15 protein-coding genes and 3 pseudogenes are annotated in these 14,922 nt (G+C 51.6%); 7 read left to right on the forward strand and 11 right to left on the reverse strand.

Features of this window, described 5'->3' with window-relative positions; all coding sequences use genetic code 11:
- Positions 1–31 precede the first annotated feature (31 nt).
- Positions 32–1,288: a glutamyl-tRNA reductase gene (gene hemA / locus ACMGGM_RS03700; protein WP_008499512.1), complete on the reverse strand. Its 1,257-nt coding sequence runs from the start codon at positions 1,286–1,288 to the stop codon at positions 32–34.
- Positions 1,289–1,489: 201 nt separating this feature from the next.
- On the opposite strand from hemA, the gene lolB reads away from it, so the two are divergent.
- From lolB to dauA, 4 genes are all read left to right on the forward strand, one after another.
- The gene (gene lolB, locus ACMGGM_RS03705; protein ID WP_014884196.1) at positions 1,490–2,101 is read left to right on the forward strand and encodes a lipoprotein insertase outer membrane protein LolB; all 612 of its coding nucleotides are present in this window, start codon (positions 1,490–1,492) and stop codon (positions 2,099–2,101) included.
- Positions 2,098–2,967 (forward strand): 4-(cytidine 5'-diphospho)-2-C-methyl-D-erythritol kinase, encoded by an 870-nt coding sequence (gene ispE / locus ACMGGM_RS03710; protein ID WP_045134150.1) that lies wholly within the window; start codon positions 2,098–2,100, stop codon positions 2,965–2,967. Before lolB ends, ispE begins: the two co-directional genes overlap by 4 nt.
- 125 nt (positions 2,968–3,092) lie before the next feature.
- Positions 3,093–4,040 carry a ribose-phosphate diphosphokinase gene (prs, locus tag ACMGGM_RS03715; RefSeq protein WP_003856663.1) on the forward strand — a complete coding sequence of 316 codons (948 nt, stop codon included), beginning with the start codon at positions 3,093–3,095 and terminating at the stop codon, positions 4,038–4,040.
- Positions 4,041–4,164: 124 nt separating this feature from the next.
- Entirely contained in the window at positions 4,165–5,844 is a 1,680-nt protein-coding gene (gene dauA / locus ACMGGM_RS03720; RefSeq protein ID WP_063433954.1) for a C4-dicarboxylic acid transporter DauA, read from the forward strand.
- On the opposite strand, the gene ACMGGM_RS03725 is transcribed toward dauA, so the two are convergent.
- Together ACMGGM_RS03725 and ychH are read right to left on the reverse strand one after the other, a co-directional pair.
- The gene (locus ACMGGM_RS03725) at positions 5,830–6,888 is read right to left on the reverse strand and encodes a MerR family transcriptional regulator (protein ID WP_063433955.1); all 1,059 of its coding nucleotides are present in this window, start codon (positions 6,886–6,888) and stop codon (positions 5,830–5,832) included. The genes dauA and ACMGGM_RS03725 overlap by 15 nt on opposite strands.
- A 119-nt stretch (positions 6,889–7,007) precedes the next feature.
- A complete protein-coding gene (gene ychH, locus ACMGGM_RS03730) occupies positions 7,008–7,283 on the reverse strand; it encodes a stress-induced protein YchH (protein ID WP_008499505.1) in 276 nt (91 codons plus the stop codon).
- 274 nt (positions 7,284–7,557) lie between these two features.
- On the opposite strand from ychH, the gene pth reads away from it, so the two are divergent.
- Positions 7,558–8,142 (forward strand): aminoacyl-tRNA hydrolase, encoded by a 585-nt coding sequence (gene pth / locus ACMGGM_RS03735; protein WP_014884200.1) that lies wholly within the window; start codon positions 7,558–7,560, stop codon positions 8,140–8,142.
- A gap of 126 nt (positions 8,143–8,268) precedes the next feature.
- A complete protein-coding gene (gene ychF / locus ACMGGM_RS03740; protein WP_010432886.1) occupies positions 8,269–9,363 on the forward strand; it encodes a redox-regulated ATPase YchF in 1,095 nt (364 codons plus the stop codon).
- A 302-nt stretch (positions 9,364–9,665) separates the two neighbouring features.
- Here ychF and ACMGGM_RS03745 read toward each other — a convergent pair whose 3' ends face one another.
- The 5 genes and pseudogenes from ACMGGM_RS03745 to ACMGGM_RS03765 all read right to left on the reverse strand — a co-directional run.
- Positions 9,666–10,112 (reverse strand): SMI1/KNR4 family protein, encoded by a 447-nt coding sequence (locus ACMGGM_RS03745; protein WP_023330592.1) that lies wholly within the window; start codon positions 10,110–10,112, stop codon positions 9,666–9,668.
- A gap of 13 nt (positions 10,113–10,125) precedes the next feature.
- Positions 10,126–10,362: an HNH/ENDO VII family nuclease gene (locus tag ACMGGM_RS03750; protein ID WP_072044382.1), complete on the reverse strand. Its 237-nt coding sequence runs from the start codon at positions 10,360–10,362 to the stop codon at positions 10,126–10,128.
- Between the two features lie 176 nt (positions 10,363–10,538).
- Positions 10,539–11,018 (reverse strand): annotated as a pseudogene (locus ACMGGM_RS03755) (RHS repeat-associated core domain-containing protein); the annotation flags it as partial.
- A gap of 553 nt (positions 11,019–11,571) precedes the next feature.
- Positions 11,572–12,054 carry a hypothetical protein gene (locus tag ACMGGM_RS03760; RefSeq protein WP_023330597.1) on the reverse strand — a complete coding sequence of 161 codons (483 nt, stop codon included), beginning with the start codon at positions 12,052–12,054 and terminating at the stop codon, positions 11,572–11,574.
- A pseudogene (locus tag ACMGGM_RS03765) lies at positions 12,051–13,526 on the reverse strand (RHS repeat domain-containing protein); the annotation flags it as partial. The pseudogene ACMGGM_RS03765 and the gene ACMGGM_RS03760, both read right to left, overlap by 4 nt.
- A 2-nt stretch (positions 13,527–13,528) precedes the next feature.
- Between ACMGGM_RS03765 and ACMGGM_RS03770 the strand changes: the two are divergent.
- Positions 13,529–13,630: pseudogene (locus ACMGGM_RS03770) on the forward strand (DUF933 domain-containing protein); the annotation flags it as partial.
- A 65-nt stretch (positions 13,631–13,695) separates the two neighbouring features.
- Here the strand turns inward: ACMGGM_RS03770 and ACMGGM_RS03775 are convergent.
- The 3 genes from ACMGGM_RS03775 to ACMGGM_RS03785 form a co-directional block, all read right to left on the reverse strand.
- The gene (locus ACMGGM_RS03775) at positions 13,696–13,974 is read right to left on the reverse strand and encodes a YciI family protein (RefSeq protein ID WP_063943243.1); all 279 of its coding nucleotides are present in this window, start codon (positions 13,972–13,974) and stop codon (positions 13,696–13,698) included.
- A gap of 99 nt (positions 13,975–14,073) precedes the next feature.
- Positions 14,074–14,439 carry a hypothetical protein gene (locus ACMGGM_RS03780; RefSeq protein WP_014884206.1) on the reverse strand — a complete coding sequence of 122 codons (366 nt, stop codon included), beginning with the start codon at positions 14,437–14,439 and terminating at the stop codon, positions 14,074–14,076.
- A gap of 16 nt (positions 14,440–14,455) precedes the next feature.
- Complete coding sequence (locus ACMGGM_RS03785; protein ID WP_014884207.1) at positions 14,456–14,836, reverse strand: hypothetical protein; 381 nt, start codon at positions 14,834–14,836, stop codon at positions 14,456–14,458.
- Between the last annotated feature and the right edge of the window lie 86 nt (positions 14,837–14,922).

Consider the following 14,922-nt stretch of genomic DNA (forward strand, 5'->3'; position numbering starts at 1 on the left):
GCACCTTGTCTTAGAAAATGGGTATAGGGCGCTATTCCAGCCCGAGGCTGTTGCGCAGAATAGTCAGGCGTTCATCATCCCCGTCACGGGCAGCCTGTTGAAGAGATTTGGTTGGTGCATGGATCAGGCGGTTGGTCAGTTTCCACGCCAGATCCTGCATAATAGCCTGTGCGTCGCCGCCCTGTTCAAGGGCCGCTAACGCTTTGGCAGTCAGGTCATCACGCACCTGCTCCGCCTGCCCGCGATACTCGCGGATGGTCTCGCTGACGCTTTGCGCGCGCAGCCAGGCCATAAACTCGCTGGTTTCCTGCTCAACAATGGTTTCCGCCTGTACCGCCGCCGCTTTACGCTGAGCGAGGTTGTGCGAAATGATGCTTTGCAGGTCGTCAACGCTGTAAAGATAGGCGTTCGCCAGTTTACCGACTTCCGGTTCAACATCACGCGGGACGGCGATATCCACCAACAGCATCGGCTGATTTCGACGCGACTTCAGCGCGCGCTCCACCATCCCTTTACCGATGATTGGCAGGGGGCTGGCGGTAGAACTGATAATAATGTCCGCCTCTTTCAGACGTTCATCGATGTCGCTCAGCGCAACCACTTCTGCGCCCACCTCATCCGCCAAAACCTGCGCACGTTCGCGGGTGCGGTTCGCGATAATCATCTTTTTCACTTTATGCTCGCGCAGATGGCGCGCCACAAGTTCGATGGTTTCGCCCGCGCCCACCAGCATCACGGTGACGGTGGAAAGGGACTCAAAGATTTGACGTGCAAGGGTGCAGGCTGCGAAAGCAACAGAAACCGCACTGGCACCAATGTCGGTTTCGGTTCGCACACGCTTCGCCACGGAGAACGACTTCTGGAACATACGCTCCAGTTCACTGGCCTTCAAATGCCCTTTTTGCGAATCCGCAAAGGCTTTTTTCACCTGACCGAGAATCTGCGGCTCGCCCAGCACCAGTGAATCCAGACCGCTGGCGACGCGCATCAGATGGCTTACCGCATCATTATCCTGATGCCAGTACAGGCTATTACGCAGCTCGTCTTCGTTGAGATTGTGGTAGTCACATAACCAGCGGATCAGCGCTTCATGCAGGTTATCCTGCTCTTCCACGCTTAAATACAGCTCGGTACGGTTGCACGTCGAGAGCACCACGCCCCCTTGCACCATCGGTTGGGCAAGCAGGCTGTCCAGCGCCAGGTCAAGCGTATCCGGCGAAAACGTAACGCGTTCTCGCAGCGAAACCGGGGCCGTTTTGTGGTTAATACCGAGTGCTAATAGGGTCATGTTGAGCGGGAGTAGTACCAGCGTTAATAAGGTTAGCAGGACGCATCATACAGGATGCGCGAGATCAATAAAAGAGACCGCCTCCTTTCGGAGTAATAGCTTACGCATTGCTTTGAGATAATTTGAACGTAGACGGTGGGACTGCGGGACGCTAGCATTAACAGTTATAACTGCAACGTATCTCAAGGATTTGCCCTCATTATGACCCGACTGATTCGCCTGCTGCCTCTGGCGGCACTGGTTCTGACCGCATGTACTGTCACCCAACCAAAAGGCCCGGGCAAAAGCCCTGATTCACCGCAGTGGCGTCAGCACCAGCAGGACGTCCGCAATTTGAGCCAGTATCAGACCCGCGGCGCCTTCGCCTATCTCTCTGATGAACAAAAAGTGTATGCGCGTTTCTTCTGGCAGCAAACCGGGCAGGACAACTATCGCCTGCTGCTGCTGAACCCGCTCGGCAGCACCGAACTGGAGCTTATCGCCAAACCGGGCGAAGCGCAGATCACCGACAATAAAGGCCAGCACTACACCGCGACCGATGCCGAAGAGATGATTGGCAAGCTGACCGGGATGCCGATCCCGCTGAACAGCCTGCGCCAGTGGATCCTCGGCCTGCCGGGTGACGCCACCGACTACACCCTGGACGATCAATACCGTCTGAGCCAGGTCAACTACACCCAGAATGGCAAAACCTGGAAAGTGGTATACAACGACTATGACAGCAAGAGTAAACCATCGCTGCCATCAAATATGGAGCTGACACAGGGCAGCCAGCGCATCAAGCTCAAAATGGATAACTGGATCGTTAAATGATGACCCACTGGCCTTCTCCGGCAAAACTGAACCTGTTTTTATATATCACCGGTCAGCGTGCTGACGGCTACCATACCCTGCAAACGCTGTTTCAGTTTATTGACTATGGTGACACGATCGCCATTGAGCCGCGTCAGGACGGGCAGATTTGTCTCCTGACACCGGTCGAAGGCGTGGCGCATGAAGACAACCTGATTGTGCGTGCCGCGCGCCTGCTGATGAAAGCGGCGGCGGAGTCGGGGCGGCTGCCCGCGGGAAGCGGTGCGGACATCAGTATAGAGAAGCGCCTGCCGATGGGCGGCGGTCTGGGCGGCGGCTCATCTAACGCCGCCACGGTGCTGGTTGCCCTGAATCACCTCTGGGGCAGCGGGCTGTCGCAGGACGAACTGGCCGCCCTGGGCTTGACACTGGGCGCGGATGTTCCGGTGTTTGTTCGCGGTCATGCGGCCTTTGCCGAGGGCGTGGGGGAAATCCTCTCCCCGGTCAACCCGCCTGAAAAATGGTATCTGGTTGCTCACCCCGGCGTGAGCATTCCGACCCCGGTCATCTTTAAAGATCCTGACCTGAAAAGAAATACCCCGATTCGGTCAATAGAAACGTTATTAAATTGTGAATTCAGCAACGATTGCGAGGATATCGCAAGAAAACGTTTTCGCGAGGTTGATGCGGTGCTTTCCTGGCTGTTAGAATACGCGCCGTCGCGCCTGACTGGTACAGGGGCCTGTGTCTTTGCTGAATTTGACACCGAATCCGCCGCTCGTCAGGTGCTTGAGCAAGCGCCGGATTGGCTGCATGGTTTTGTAGCGCGTGGGATGAACATCTCCCCCCTACAGCAGGCCATTCTGGCGCAGACTGAGTTTCGGTGACAACGTCACCCTGTTCCAGACGTTGCATCGCGCTCTTTAATACACCGCCTGGATAGCCTTCGCCTGGCCCGCACAGTTTGCGGCGAACGCTATCCACCACTGGACGCATGCCTGAGGTTCTTCTCGTGCCTGATATGAAGCTTTTTGCTGGTAACGCCACCCCGGAACTAGCACAACGTATTGCCAACCGCCTGTACACTTCCCTCGGCGACGCCGCTGTAGGTCGCTTTAGCGACGGCGAAGTCAGCGTACAAATTAACGAAAATGTACGCGGTGGTGATATTTTCATCATCCAGTCCACCTGTGCTCCAACGAATGACAACCTGATGGAACTGGTTGTTATGGTCGACGCCCTGCGTCGCGCTTCCGCAGGCCGTATCACTGCTGTAATCCCTTACTTCGGCTATGCCCGTCAGGACCGTCGCGTCCGTTCCGCACGTGTGCCAATTACCGCTAAAGTCGTTGCTGATTTCCTCTCCAGCGTCGGCGTTGACCGCGTACTGACCGTTGACCTGCACGCAGAGCAGATCCAGGGCTTCTTCGACGTCCCGGTTGATAACGTATTCGGCAGCCCAATCCTGCTGGAAGACATGCTGCAGCTGAACCTGGACAACCCGATCGTGGTTTCTCCGGACATCGGCGGCGTGGTACGTGCCCGTGCTATCGCTAAGCTGCTGAACGATACCGACATGGCGATCATCGACAAACGTCGTCCACGCGCTAACGTTTCTCAGGTGATGCACATCATCGGTGACGTTGCTGGCCGCGACTGCGTGCTGGTTGACGATATGATCGATACCGGTGGCACGCTGTGTAAAGCCGCTGAAGCGCTGAAAGAACGTGGTGCGAAACGCGTATTTGCTTACGCAACTCACCCAATCTTCTCCGGTAATGCGGTAAACAACCTGCGTAACTCCGTCATTGACGAAGTTGTGGTATGCGATACCATCCCACTGAGCGACGAGATCAAGGCACTGCCAAACGTGCGTACCTTGACCCTGTCCGGGATGCTGGCCGAAGCGATTCGTCGTATCAGCAACGAAGAATCCATCTCTGCAATGTTCGAACACTAATCGAACACGGCCGAAAAACCCGCTGCGGCGGGTTTTTTTGTCTTTAGGTTTTATTTGTATGATTAATGCCTCCTTCACCTGCCATTCATATGACAGATGATGCGCACTCGGATGATAGATAATTGTGAAAAACGTAGCCTCCTCACATGTTCTGCCCTTTCGCGCCCTCATCGACGCTTGCTGGAAAGAGAAGTACACCTCGTCACGTTTTGTCCGTGACCTGATTGCCGGGATCACCGTCGGCATTATCGCCATACCGCTGGCGATGGCGCTGGCGATTGGTAGCGGCGTTGCACCACAGTACGGCCTCTACACCTCGGCCGTTGCCGGGATTGTCATCGCCCTGACCGGTGGTTCACGCTTCAGCGTCTCTGGCCCGACCGCCGCTTTTGTGGTGATCCTCTACCCGGTTTCGCAACAGTTTGGTCTTGCAGGCCTGCTGGTTGCCACCCTGATGTCAGGCCTGTTTTTGATTCTCTTTGGCCTGGCCCGCTTTGGCCGCCTGATTGAGTACATTCCCGTTTCCGTCACGCTCGGGTTCACCTCAGGGATCGGGATCACCATCGGAACCATGCAGATCAAAGATTTTCTCGGTCTGCAGATGCCTCACGTACCGGAACATTATCTGCAAAAAGTAGGCGCGCTGTTTATGGCACTGCCTACGGCCAACCTGGGCGACGCTGCCATCGGGATTGTGACGCTGGGTACGCTGATCGTCTGGCCTCGTTTAGGGATTCGTCTGCCGGGTCACCTTCCCGCGCTGCTGCTGGGTTGCGCAGTAATGGCAATCGTCAATATGTTCGGTGGTCATGTCGCGACGATCGGCTCGCAGTTCCACTATGTGCTGGCGGACGGTTCTCAGGGTAGCGGCATTCCGCAACTGTTACCGCAACTGGTACTGCCGTGGGACATGCCTGGCTCCAGCTTTACCTTAAGCTGGGATTCCCTGCGCGCCTTGCTTCCCGCCGCATTCTCTATGGCAATGCTGGGGGCCATTGAATCTCTGCTCTGCGCCGTCGTGCTCGACGGCATGACCGGCACCAAACATAAAGCCAACAGCGAACTGGTCGGTCAGGGGTTAGGCAATCTCATCGCCCCGTTCTTTGGCGGTATTACCGCAACGGCAGCCATCGCCCGTTCAGCGGCGAACGTGCGCGCGGGAGCAACCTCCCCCGTTTCGGCGGTTATCCACTCCGTGCTGGTGATCCTCGCTCTGCTGATCCTTGCCCCCCTGCTCTCCTGGCTGCCGCTTTCCGCTATGGCCGCGCTGCTGCTGATGGTGGCCTGGAACATGAGTGAGGCGCATAAGGTGGTCAACCTGCTGCGTCGTGCACCAAAAGACGACATCATCGTAATGTTGATCTGTATGTCGCTGACGGTGCTGTTCGATATGGTTATCGCCATCAGCGTCGGGATCGTGCTGGCTTCCCTGCTGTTTATGCGCCGCATTGCACAGATGACGCGCCTTTCGCCGGTCAACGTAGAGGTGCCTGATGATGTGCTGGTGCTGCGCGTAATTGGCCCGCTGTTCTTCGCCGCGGCGGAAGGCCTGTTCAGCGAACTGGAAACTCGTATCGCGGGCAAACGGATTGTGGTATTGAAATGGGATGCCGTACCGGTGCTGGATGCCGGGGGCCTGGACGCCTTCCAGCGCTTCGTACAACGTCTGCCGGAAGGCTGCGAGCTGCGGGTGAGTAACCTGGAATTCCAGCCGCTGCGCACCATGGCGCGCGCGGGCGTACAGCCGATCCCTGGCCGACTCTCTTTCTACCCTAACCGGGAAGCGGCGTTAGCGGATCTGTGATTCACCTGATGCGGAGAAACGTCTCTGCATCATTATCCCGATGGCCTGCTGGAGCCATGCAAGCACAGCAGGCGACATCCATGTTCCTTTCATCAGCTGCGGCTCCTGCTGCATGGCCGCGCGAAACTTTTGCTGGGTTTCCGGGTTTGTTCCCGCATACGACTGGAATAACGCCAGCCAGTTTTCAGCCAGCTTTTGCGCCTCCTCACAGGCAGGATCGATACTTTTCCGCTGCGCCTGATGCAGTTTCGCCACCAGCGGCGGCCACTCCATCATGCGGTCAAAGTAGTGTGCCCTGGTAAAGGCCATCTCTTCGGCGGTGAGATACTTCTCCCATATGTTGAGCTTAGATTCAGCAAACGCCCGGGTAATGTACTCCGTCATCTCCGGCGTGATGCCAGTCTGCGCCTGCATTTGCGGCTCAACGCTGTGCATTTCGTTCAGCCGGGTAAGAAACTCCGGCTTGCCCGCCGTGTCCTGCTCCAGGCGTTCCATCCAGCGCGTCGCCAGCTCCATGGCTCGCGCATCCGTAACGGGGATATGTTGCTCCAGAAGTATGTTGGCCTCTGTAACCAGCCCTGACCAGATAGCCGTCAGTGCCTCCTTCTGCACCGCAAACGGCAGCTGCTGTAACTCTTCTTTGCTAAACCAGCGATCGTACATATTCATTAACTCCAGCGTCTGTAGCCAGGATTCCAGATCCGGCGTCGCATCGTCGCGAAGCCCGGTGCGCAGTTCCACCAGCCGGTCGCGCAGCGTATGTATGCTGCAAAGCTGTTTATCCAACAGCGTGATTTGCGCATCGAGTAACTCGGTTAACGACAGCGACGCCTGTTCCAGAAAATCCCTGATTTCAGCAAGTTCCAGCCCCGCTTTTGCCAGCGTCTGGATCATGTGCAGACGCTGGACATCTGCCAGGTTGTAAAGCCGGTAACCTGCCGCACTTCTGGCAGAAGGCAGCAACAACCCTGTTTGCTCATAGTGATGCAATGTCCGCACGGTGATCCCGGCCCGTTTCGCAAGCTCACCCACCTGAATCAACATAATTGCTCCTTTTTACTTTGCCAGTGCACCCACTCTGGAGCCTTACGTTACGTGAGGGTCAATACTCCATGCAAAAAAAACGACTCCCTCGGGAGTCGTTCGGTGTTCTTTATCAGGTGCTAGCTGTGCTTGTGCTGATCCCTGCGACAACGTTTATCATAATGGCGCACCCACCAGTATTTATCGCAGACTTCCTCATGTCCGCTCACGCGCGCCCCGGCAAGCCACAATACTGCACCGAGGAAAATGCTCAGTACCGCGCCATGCGCGAAGTATTGCGGGAGATCAAGCTGCGGCAATTGGTTTAAAATTGAATAACCCACGCCGACAACCATCACGAACAGCCCCAACCCCATCAGCACGTTACCGAGTAACGAAGCGTTTTTGCGTTTCATGTGTCACCTCCGGAACTTTGGGTTGTCAGGGGAAAAGCCCCTAATCCTTGTGTGTAAAGTATAGACAACGCCCCTTTTATGAGTTGCGTGAATGATCACATTTACGGATAACTCCCAAACAAAAGTTTACAAATAAGGCGTTGAACAGCTTAAAATTCTAATTGTTCAGATGAGTAATTATTCGACTTTCGCCGTGACGATTGCAGAATTTTGTCAAGCGGCGCGCCAGACAGTAAACTACGCGCCAGATCTGGAACCCATTAGGAATTGAATCGTGACGATTAAACTGATTGTCGGCCTCGCCAACCCGGGCGCAGAATATGCGGCCACTCGCCACAATGCCGGGGCATGGTATGTTGATCTGCTGGCCGAGCGGTTGCGTGCTCCCCTGCGCGAAGAACCTAAATTCTTCGGCTATACCTCACGTATCAACCTTGCTGGCGCAGATGTGCGCCTGCTGGTACCCACCACCTTTATGAACCTGAGCGGTAAAGCCGTGGCGGCAATGGCAACGTTTTATCGCATCAATCCGGATGAAATTCTGGTGGCTCACGATGAGCTGGACCTCCCACCCGGCGTGGCAAAATTCAAACTGGGCGGCGGGCACGGGGGCCATAACGGTCTGAAAGATATTATCAGCAAGCTGGGCAATAACCCGAATTTCCACCGTTTGCGCGTAGGAATCGGCCATCCGGGCGATAAAAACAAAGTTGTTGGTTTTGTGTTAGGTAAGCCCCCGGTTTCTGAGCAGAAACTGATTGACGAGGCGGTAGACGAAGCGGTGCGATGCACTGAAATCTGGCTGAAAGATGGCTTAACCAAAGCGACAAACCGCCTGCACGCTTTCAAAGCGCAATAATCCGCCCGATACGGCTTTTTTACCGCGCGTGATGCGGGTTACGTGTATAATAGGCAGAGTTATTTACTTTTCATCAATCGGTTATCGTTAACGGATTGATTATCAAGATATTAAGGTGATTTAGAAATGGGATTCAAATGCGGTATCGTCGGTCTGCCAAACGTGGGCAAATCCACCCTGTTTAACGCGCTTACCAAAGCGGGTATCGAAGCGGCGAACTTCCCGTTCTGTACCATCGAACCGAACACCGGGGTTGTGCCAATGCCCGACCCGCGTCTGGATCAGCTCGCGGAGATCGTGAAGCCACAGCGCATTCTGCCGACCACCATGGAGTTCGTTGACATCGCGGGCCTGGTAAAAGGCGCCTCCAAAGGTGAAGGTCTGGGTAACCAGTTCCTGACCAACATTCGTGAAACCGAAGCGATCGGCCACGTTGTGCGCTGCTTCGAGAACGACAACATCATCCACGTCAACAACAAAGTGGATCCGGCTGACGACATCGACGTCATCAACACCGAGCTGGCGCTCTCTGACCTCGACACCTGCGAACGCGCGATTCACCGCGTACAGAAGAAAGCGAAAGGCGGCGATAAAGACGCGAAAGCGGAACTGGCTGCGCTGGAAAAATGTCTGCCACAGCTGGAAAACGCGGGCATGCTGCGCGCGCTGAAAAACCTGACGGAAGAAGACAAGGCGGCGATCAAATACCTGAGCTTCCTGACCCTGAAGCCAACCATGTACATCGCCAACGTTAACGAAGACGGCTTCGAGAACAACCCGTACCTGGACAAAGTGCGTGAGATCGCCGCGGCGGAAGGTTCTGTCGTTGTGGCGGTATGCGCTGCCGTTGAATCTGACATCGCCGAGCTGGACGACGCTGACCGTGAAGAGTTCATGGCCGAGCTGGGTCTGGAAGAGCCGGGTCTGAACCGCGTAATTCGCGCAGGCTATGAGCTGCTGAACCTGCAGACCTACTTCACCGCTGGCGTGAAAGAAGTGCGTGCGTGGACGATTCCTGTTGGTGCAACTGCGCCTCAGGCGGCCGGGAAGATCCACACCGACTTCGAGAAAGGCTTTATTCGTGCGCAGACTATCGCGTTTGAAGACTTCATCACCTACAAGGGTGAGCAAGGCGCGAAAGAAGCAGGCAAGATGCGTGCGGAAGGGAAAGATTACATCGTTAAAGATGGCGATGTGATGAACTTCCTGTTTAACGTTTGATTTGTTTTGAATGAAGAAAATCCACGCTTTGGCGTGGATTTTTTTATTCGAGGGTTAAAACACATTTTCCAGGAGTCATGTTTTCATGCTGGGTTCAAATGGAATGATCTTAACAGTCGCAAGCTTTAACGCCTGAAAAGGATCCTCGCGCAAGCGCTCCTCAAGAGAGGCAAGACTCTCAGATTTAGCAAGAATGACGCCACCGTTTCTTGGGATCCATTTACATTATAAGGCCCAAGTTCCATCATAGACCTTATAATGTTAGCTCTTGATTGAAAAGATCAAAATTTACTTAAAAAAAATCAGGTCCGTAATTTCACATAATTATCAAAAAACTCAGAAAACGAAGCGTTTAAAGTGTTTGTTTCTTTTCTGGAAAACAGATCATAATTAATAACTCGACCAAAAGTTTTGCCGCCACAGTCTATACACCAACAAACTTCGTCATCTTTGAAATAGATAACTGCATAGTTTTCAGGAAGGGAGAACTCAGTCCGGCAATAATTTGTATCATAAAAAACAGCACCTCCGGATTCTTCGAGTGCATTGTTATCAACTACTCCTGAGATCTCCTCTCCAATTACACCGCCGCCGCCAACCAAATGTAAGAACTCTTTAAAATCAAGTGGGAGTTTAATACCCAGATTATTTTCAAGTATGTCAATCTGCTCTAGATCAACCGGGCCTAACCAAAACACCTCGTCTGTAGCATTCTTATCTAAATGCTCAATTGCAGTTTTGATAGTCATCTTTTACACCCTATTAAAAATCCAATGATCTCAACTTCCAATACGCGCTTCTAAATCTGTTGTACTGCCTATCAAGTTCAGGAGTATTTCTAAAACTCCCACCATTCTCAATTAATCCATGCAATTGCTTATGATACAGCTTATGCGTTGATGAAAGAATTTCCACCATCGGTCCAGGCTCTTGTCCAAGAACATGATGGAGGTTAACTTGTTTTCCATCCGTGCCAATCGGAGCATAGCCATTCTTCATCAAATCAACATTTGTCCAACCATCCTTAACTTTCGCTTTGATTGAAGGATGAACTGACGGATGAACCGACTTAGGGACACCTGGATGTATATCAACAGTATTTTTATAGACTGTACGTCCCAGAATGGTTCCAGGCTTATATTTACCTGAGGATGAACACCTACTCAACCCCCACGGATCCACCCCAGCGCATTCGGCGCATACTGGTAAAGGTTTATCCCCCCCGCCAGCCCTATCGGGTCCTGCTGCGTAAACCGCCCGCAGTCCGGGTCGTAATACCGGAACAGACTGTAGTGCAGCCCTGTCTCACGGTCCAGGTATTGCCCCTGCATGCGCAGGTTCTGAGAATATCCTGATACCTGCGTCTCACTTTCCCGCAGCAGCTTGCCCCAGGCGCTGTTCACCCCTTCCCAGCGCACCTGCCCTTCGATATCCGTCATCCGCTCCGGCGTACCGTTGGGCTGGCAGTGGAACCAGAAGATCTCCGGGGCATCAACGCCATCGACACGCGCCAGCGGATCGTAACTGTCCTGATCGCTGTAGACGTAGGTCAGCGGCACGTCCCCGTTCACCTCCTGCAGCAGGCGGAACCCCTCCCAGACGAACCGGGTAGTGACCGGCTTGCCGGTTGGCTGTCCGCCCAACATCTGGCGTCGCGGTGACGGGCGCTGGGCATTGCCAGTGTATACATCCCGGCGATGCAGTCGACCAAGACAGTCGTACTCCCTACGGGTGGTCAGCGCCCTCTGCATGCAGAAGGAAAAAATTACACTGTTAAAGATGGCGACATACTGAACTTCCTGAATAACGTTTGAATAGTTTCAGTTGTGTCTTGAGACTCTCTTTACTTCATAGCATTTACTAATAACCCACGCCATATCTTGATTTTCTCTTGAAAGTTCAATTAAAGTATTTATAGCGAAATCTGAAGGCGAGTAATTCATTCCGCCATAAATGCAATCTTTTCAGAATTATTATCTAACTATTCTTTATGCATTTTCATTATACATCCCTCCTTTTTAGACCCACTTATAAAAGATGTACAAAGAAGATTATTATTTCATTTAGAAAAAAGGGATTAATCCGATTTTTTATCTCGCATACTAAATAAGGCAGTCATCTATAATAAATTTAAATATCACTACTGGACAATATGGCTTCCGTTCCATGGATGGATAACTCATATATGTAATGTACGATTTATTACCATCAGAGATTAAGATTCCATTCAATATATATCCCACAATCAAAGGATCTTTCATTTGATTGCACTGTTATCTCTCCCCATTCATAAGTCCATTTTGTTCCATATGGAGGCTTATTTATCTTTCCCATATTGTTTCTGGAAAATTTATTTTGAACCCATTCTGTCAATCGTCTTTCTTCCTCTTCTAGATTTTTTAACGATGCCCTCTTATCCCAATCTTTGAGTGATTGATAAAAATCTCCGTCTTTACTTGTAAGAAAAAGAGATGGATTAAATGAGAAAATTGCTGGTCTGAACTCTACGATAAAATTCTGCCCTTCCCATTCAATATCATTTTTCGAAAAATAAAATTTACCTATCTTAGTAAATTGCGGATGGGTTTTGTAAAACTCAGATGAAGTAAATATTTCAAAAGAACTAAGTTCAATAGGATAATCATCAATTTTAACATTCCCATTTTTTACATTAAATGTCATCTTTTTCATATATCTATAACCTTACCAGGAATTAATTTACCTCTTGCTTCTTCAGGTATGTAAAACTGCATCCCCCCCCCCTTTCCGAACTGAGGATTCGCCGTTGCACGACCACTAGCAACAAATATATCCTCAGATACATAATATGCCCTAACTTTGGTTCGTACAGGGAAATCTGGGTTAAGTTTCACTTGTAACGCCTCATGATATCCTAATGAATCACCTTTATATTGCCTAACTGTAGGATGAGTTACGGTATATGCAGGTAACTGATCACCATTTGGATGCAATGCATAGAGGATCGTTCCTTTTTTAAGCGTTCTGTTCGAGTAACTATCAATACCTTTATAATCTTTATTAAGAGGTCCTTGCCACTGAGTCGCTTCTTTAGAAGGATCCTTACATTTACGACTCAACCCCCACGGATCCACCCCCCCCAGAGCATTCGGCGCATACTGGTAAAGGTTTATCCCCCCCGCCAGCCCTATCGGGTCCTGCTGCGTAAACCGTCCGCAGTCCGGGTCATAATACCGGAACAGATTGTAGTGCAGCCCTGTCTCACGGTCCAGGTATTGCCCCTGCATACGCAGGTTCTGAGAATATCCTGATATCTGCGTTTCGCTTTCCCGCAGCAGCTTGCCCCATGCGCTGTTCACTCCTTCCCAGCGCACCTGCCCTTCGATATCCGTCATCCGCTCCGGCGTGCCGTTGGGCTGACAGTGGAACCAGAAGATTTCCGGGGCATCCACGCCGTCGATACGCGCCAGCGGATCGTAGCTGTCCTGATCGCTGTAGACGTAGGTCAGCGGCACATCCCCGTGCACTTCCTGCAGCAGGCGGAACCCCTCCCAGACAAAACGGGTAGTGACCGGCTTGCCGGTTGGCTGCCCGCCCAGCATCTGGCGACGCGTTTTGCTGATCCGTCGTCCGAGCGGATCGTAGCGAAAGTTGACCTGCGTCTGCGGTTTGTTGCGATCCCGCGGCTGGCTGATGACCTCCGTCAGGCGGTGCTCGCCGTCGTATCGGTAGTGCCAGCGGGTCTGGCCGTTATCCTTCTCCACGGTGCGGCCGTGAATGTCATAACGCCAGCGAATGCCGTTCAGATGCGTCAGGCGGTTATGCGTGACCTTCTCAGCAGAGTCTTCCAGCGGGTTACCGGCGGCATCCCAGCGCCACTGCTCCTGTCCGGGCAGCGAGCCGTCCTGAACCAGCAGGCGCCCGGCGCTGTCATACTGCCAGCGGTACCAGCTGAACGGATTATCGTCCCGCTCTTCCCGCACCAGATTATTGCGGTCGTCATAATCCCAGCGGCGGGACCAGCGGCGCGGCGACGGGCGGTGAGCATTGCCGGTAAAGACGTCCCGGCGATGCAGTCGTCCAAGGCGGTCGTACTCGCTGCGGGTGGTCAGCAGCCCCTGGGTGCGCCTGGTTTCACGGTGGAGTTCGTCGCGGGCAAAGTCGGAGACCGACAGCTTATTGAGAACAAGGTGAGCAAGGCAAGAAAGAATCAGGCAAGATGCGTGAGAAAGAGAAAGATTACATCGTTAAAGATGGCGATGTGATGAACTTCCTGTTTAACGTCTGATTTGTTTTGAATGAAGAAAATCCACGCTTTAGCGTGGATTTTTTGGCGAGGTTAAAACACATTTTCTAATAGTTCTGTTTCATGCTGGGTTCAAAGGGAATGATTTCAACAGTCGCTAGCTTTAACGCCTGAAAAGGATCCTCGCGCAAGCGCTCTTCAAGAGAGGCAAGACTTTCACACTTAGCGAGAATGACCCCACCGTTTCTTGGGATCCGTCTACCGGATGCCAGGAAAATCCCCTCTGAATACCCCTTTTTTAGCCACTCAACATGAGCATGTATCGCTGCGTCAATCTCTTCGAGTGGTTTGATATAGGTTAAAATGACAATGTAAACCGTGCTCATCCTTTGCCTCTTAGCTCTGTTTTAAACCGCTTGTTGGAACTGCTTATGCAGCCCTCTTTTGCCACCGGTTATTGTTATCATTTTTTGGTGCTTTTGATGTTAATACGCAGGGCCCGATATAGACAGCGCGTTACGCTTCATATCCCAGGAATAAAACCAATCATGCCAGCCGTTTTGCTTTTCCGCATAGCTACAGACCACAACCACTTGCTTTGACAGGTTGAAAGTTAAGTAATAGAAAGCTGCGCCTTCAGGAGGTGCTGACCAAAATAGTTTTTCACCCTGCGCATTGAAGATGGTCAAAACGGTTGGTAGTGGCTTTGAGTCGCTTAACGCAAAGACTAACTGGCGTGTCGAGTCGACCATTGCATAGTCTATAAATGGCATACTAATCAGTATGTTACTTTCGCCACATATCCATTGAAGCCGGTCATTTTCTTTAATACAAATGAGATTTTCAATCATTAGTAAATCTCTACTTTTAAAGTTTGAACTGTTTCAAATCACCGTCAAAAAGCCCCACAAGATATACCCGGTATCGGGCTGGCTGCACTTCTTTATACGTTAATACAGTGGAAAACTCTTTTAAACACTTTGAACATGAGTTTTTCGAAACATCTAATTGGCTTTCATCATAGCTATATTTCTTATTTTCACTAACAAGCTTTACACCTCTCATTTTCTTAACCAAAAAGCATTTTACCTCTTCAGAGAGCGTGTCAAACTCATATGAGTTTACGACAGAGTAGACTATTACGCCCTCGCATTCAGGGCATGCTATTTTTGCGCCGTAATCTATAAAGTCATTATCAATACCATCCAGCACTAATATCTTCTTCTTCAGTCGATTAGTTAATTTCATTTTTATTGAGCCTTTAAGTTATTAATAGAAAAAGTAAGGCAAGAAGAAAATGCGGGATTTTATTAATTAATAACATTATTTATGTC

This window comes from Enterobacter sp. BNK-14 (assembly GCF_047456095.1).
GTDB classification, from domain to species: domain Bacteria; phylum Pseudomonadota; class Gammaproteobacteria; order Enterobacterales; family Enterobacteriaceae; genus Enterobacter; species Enterobacter kobei.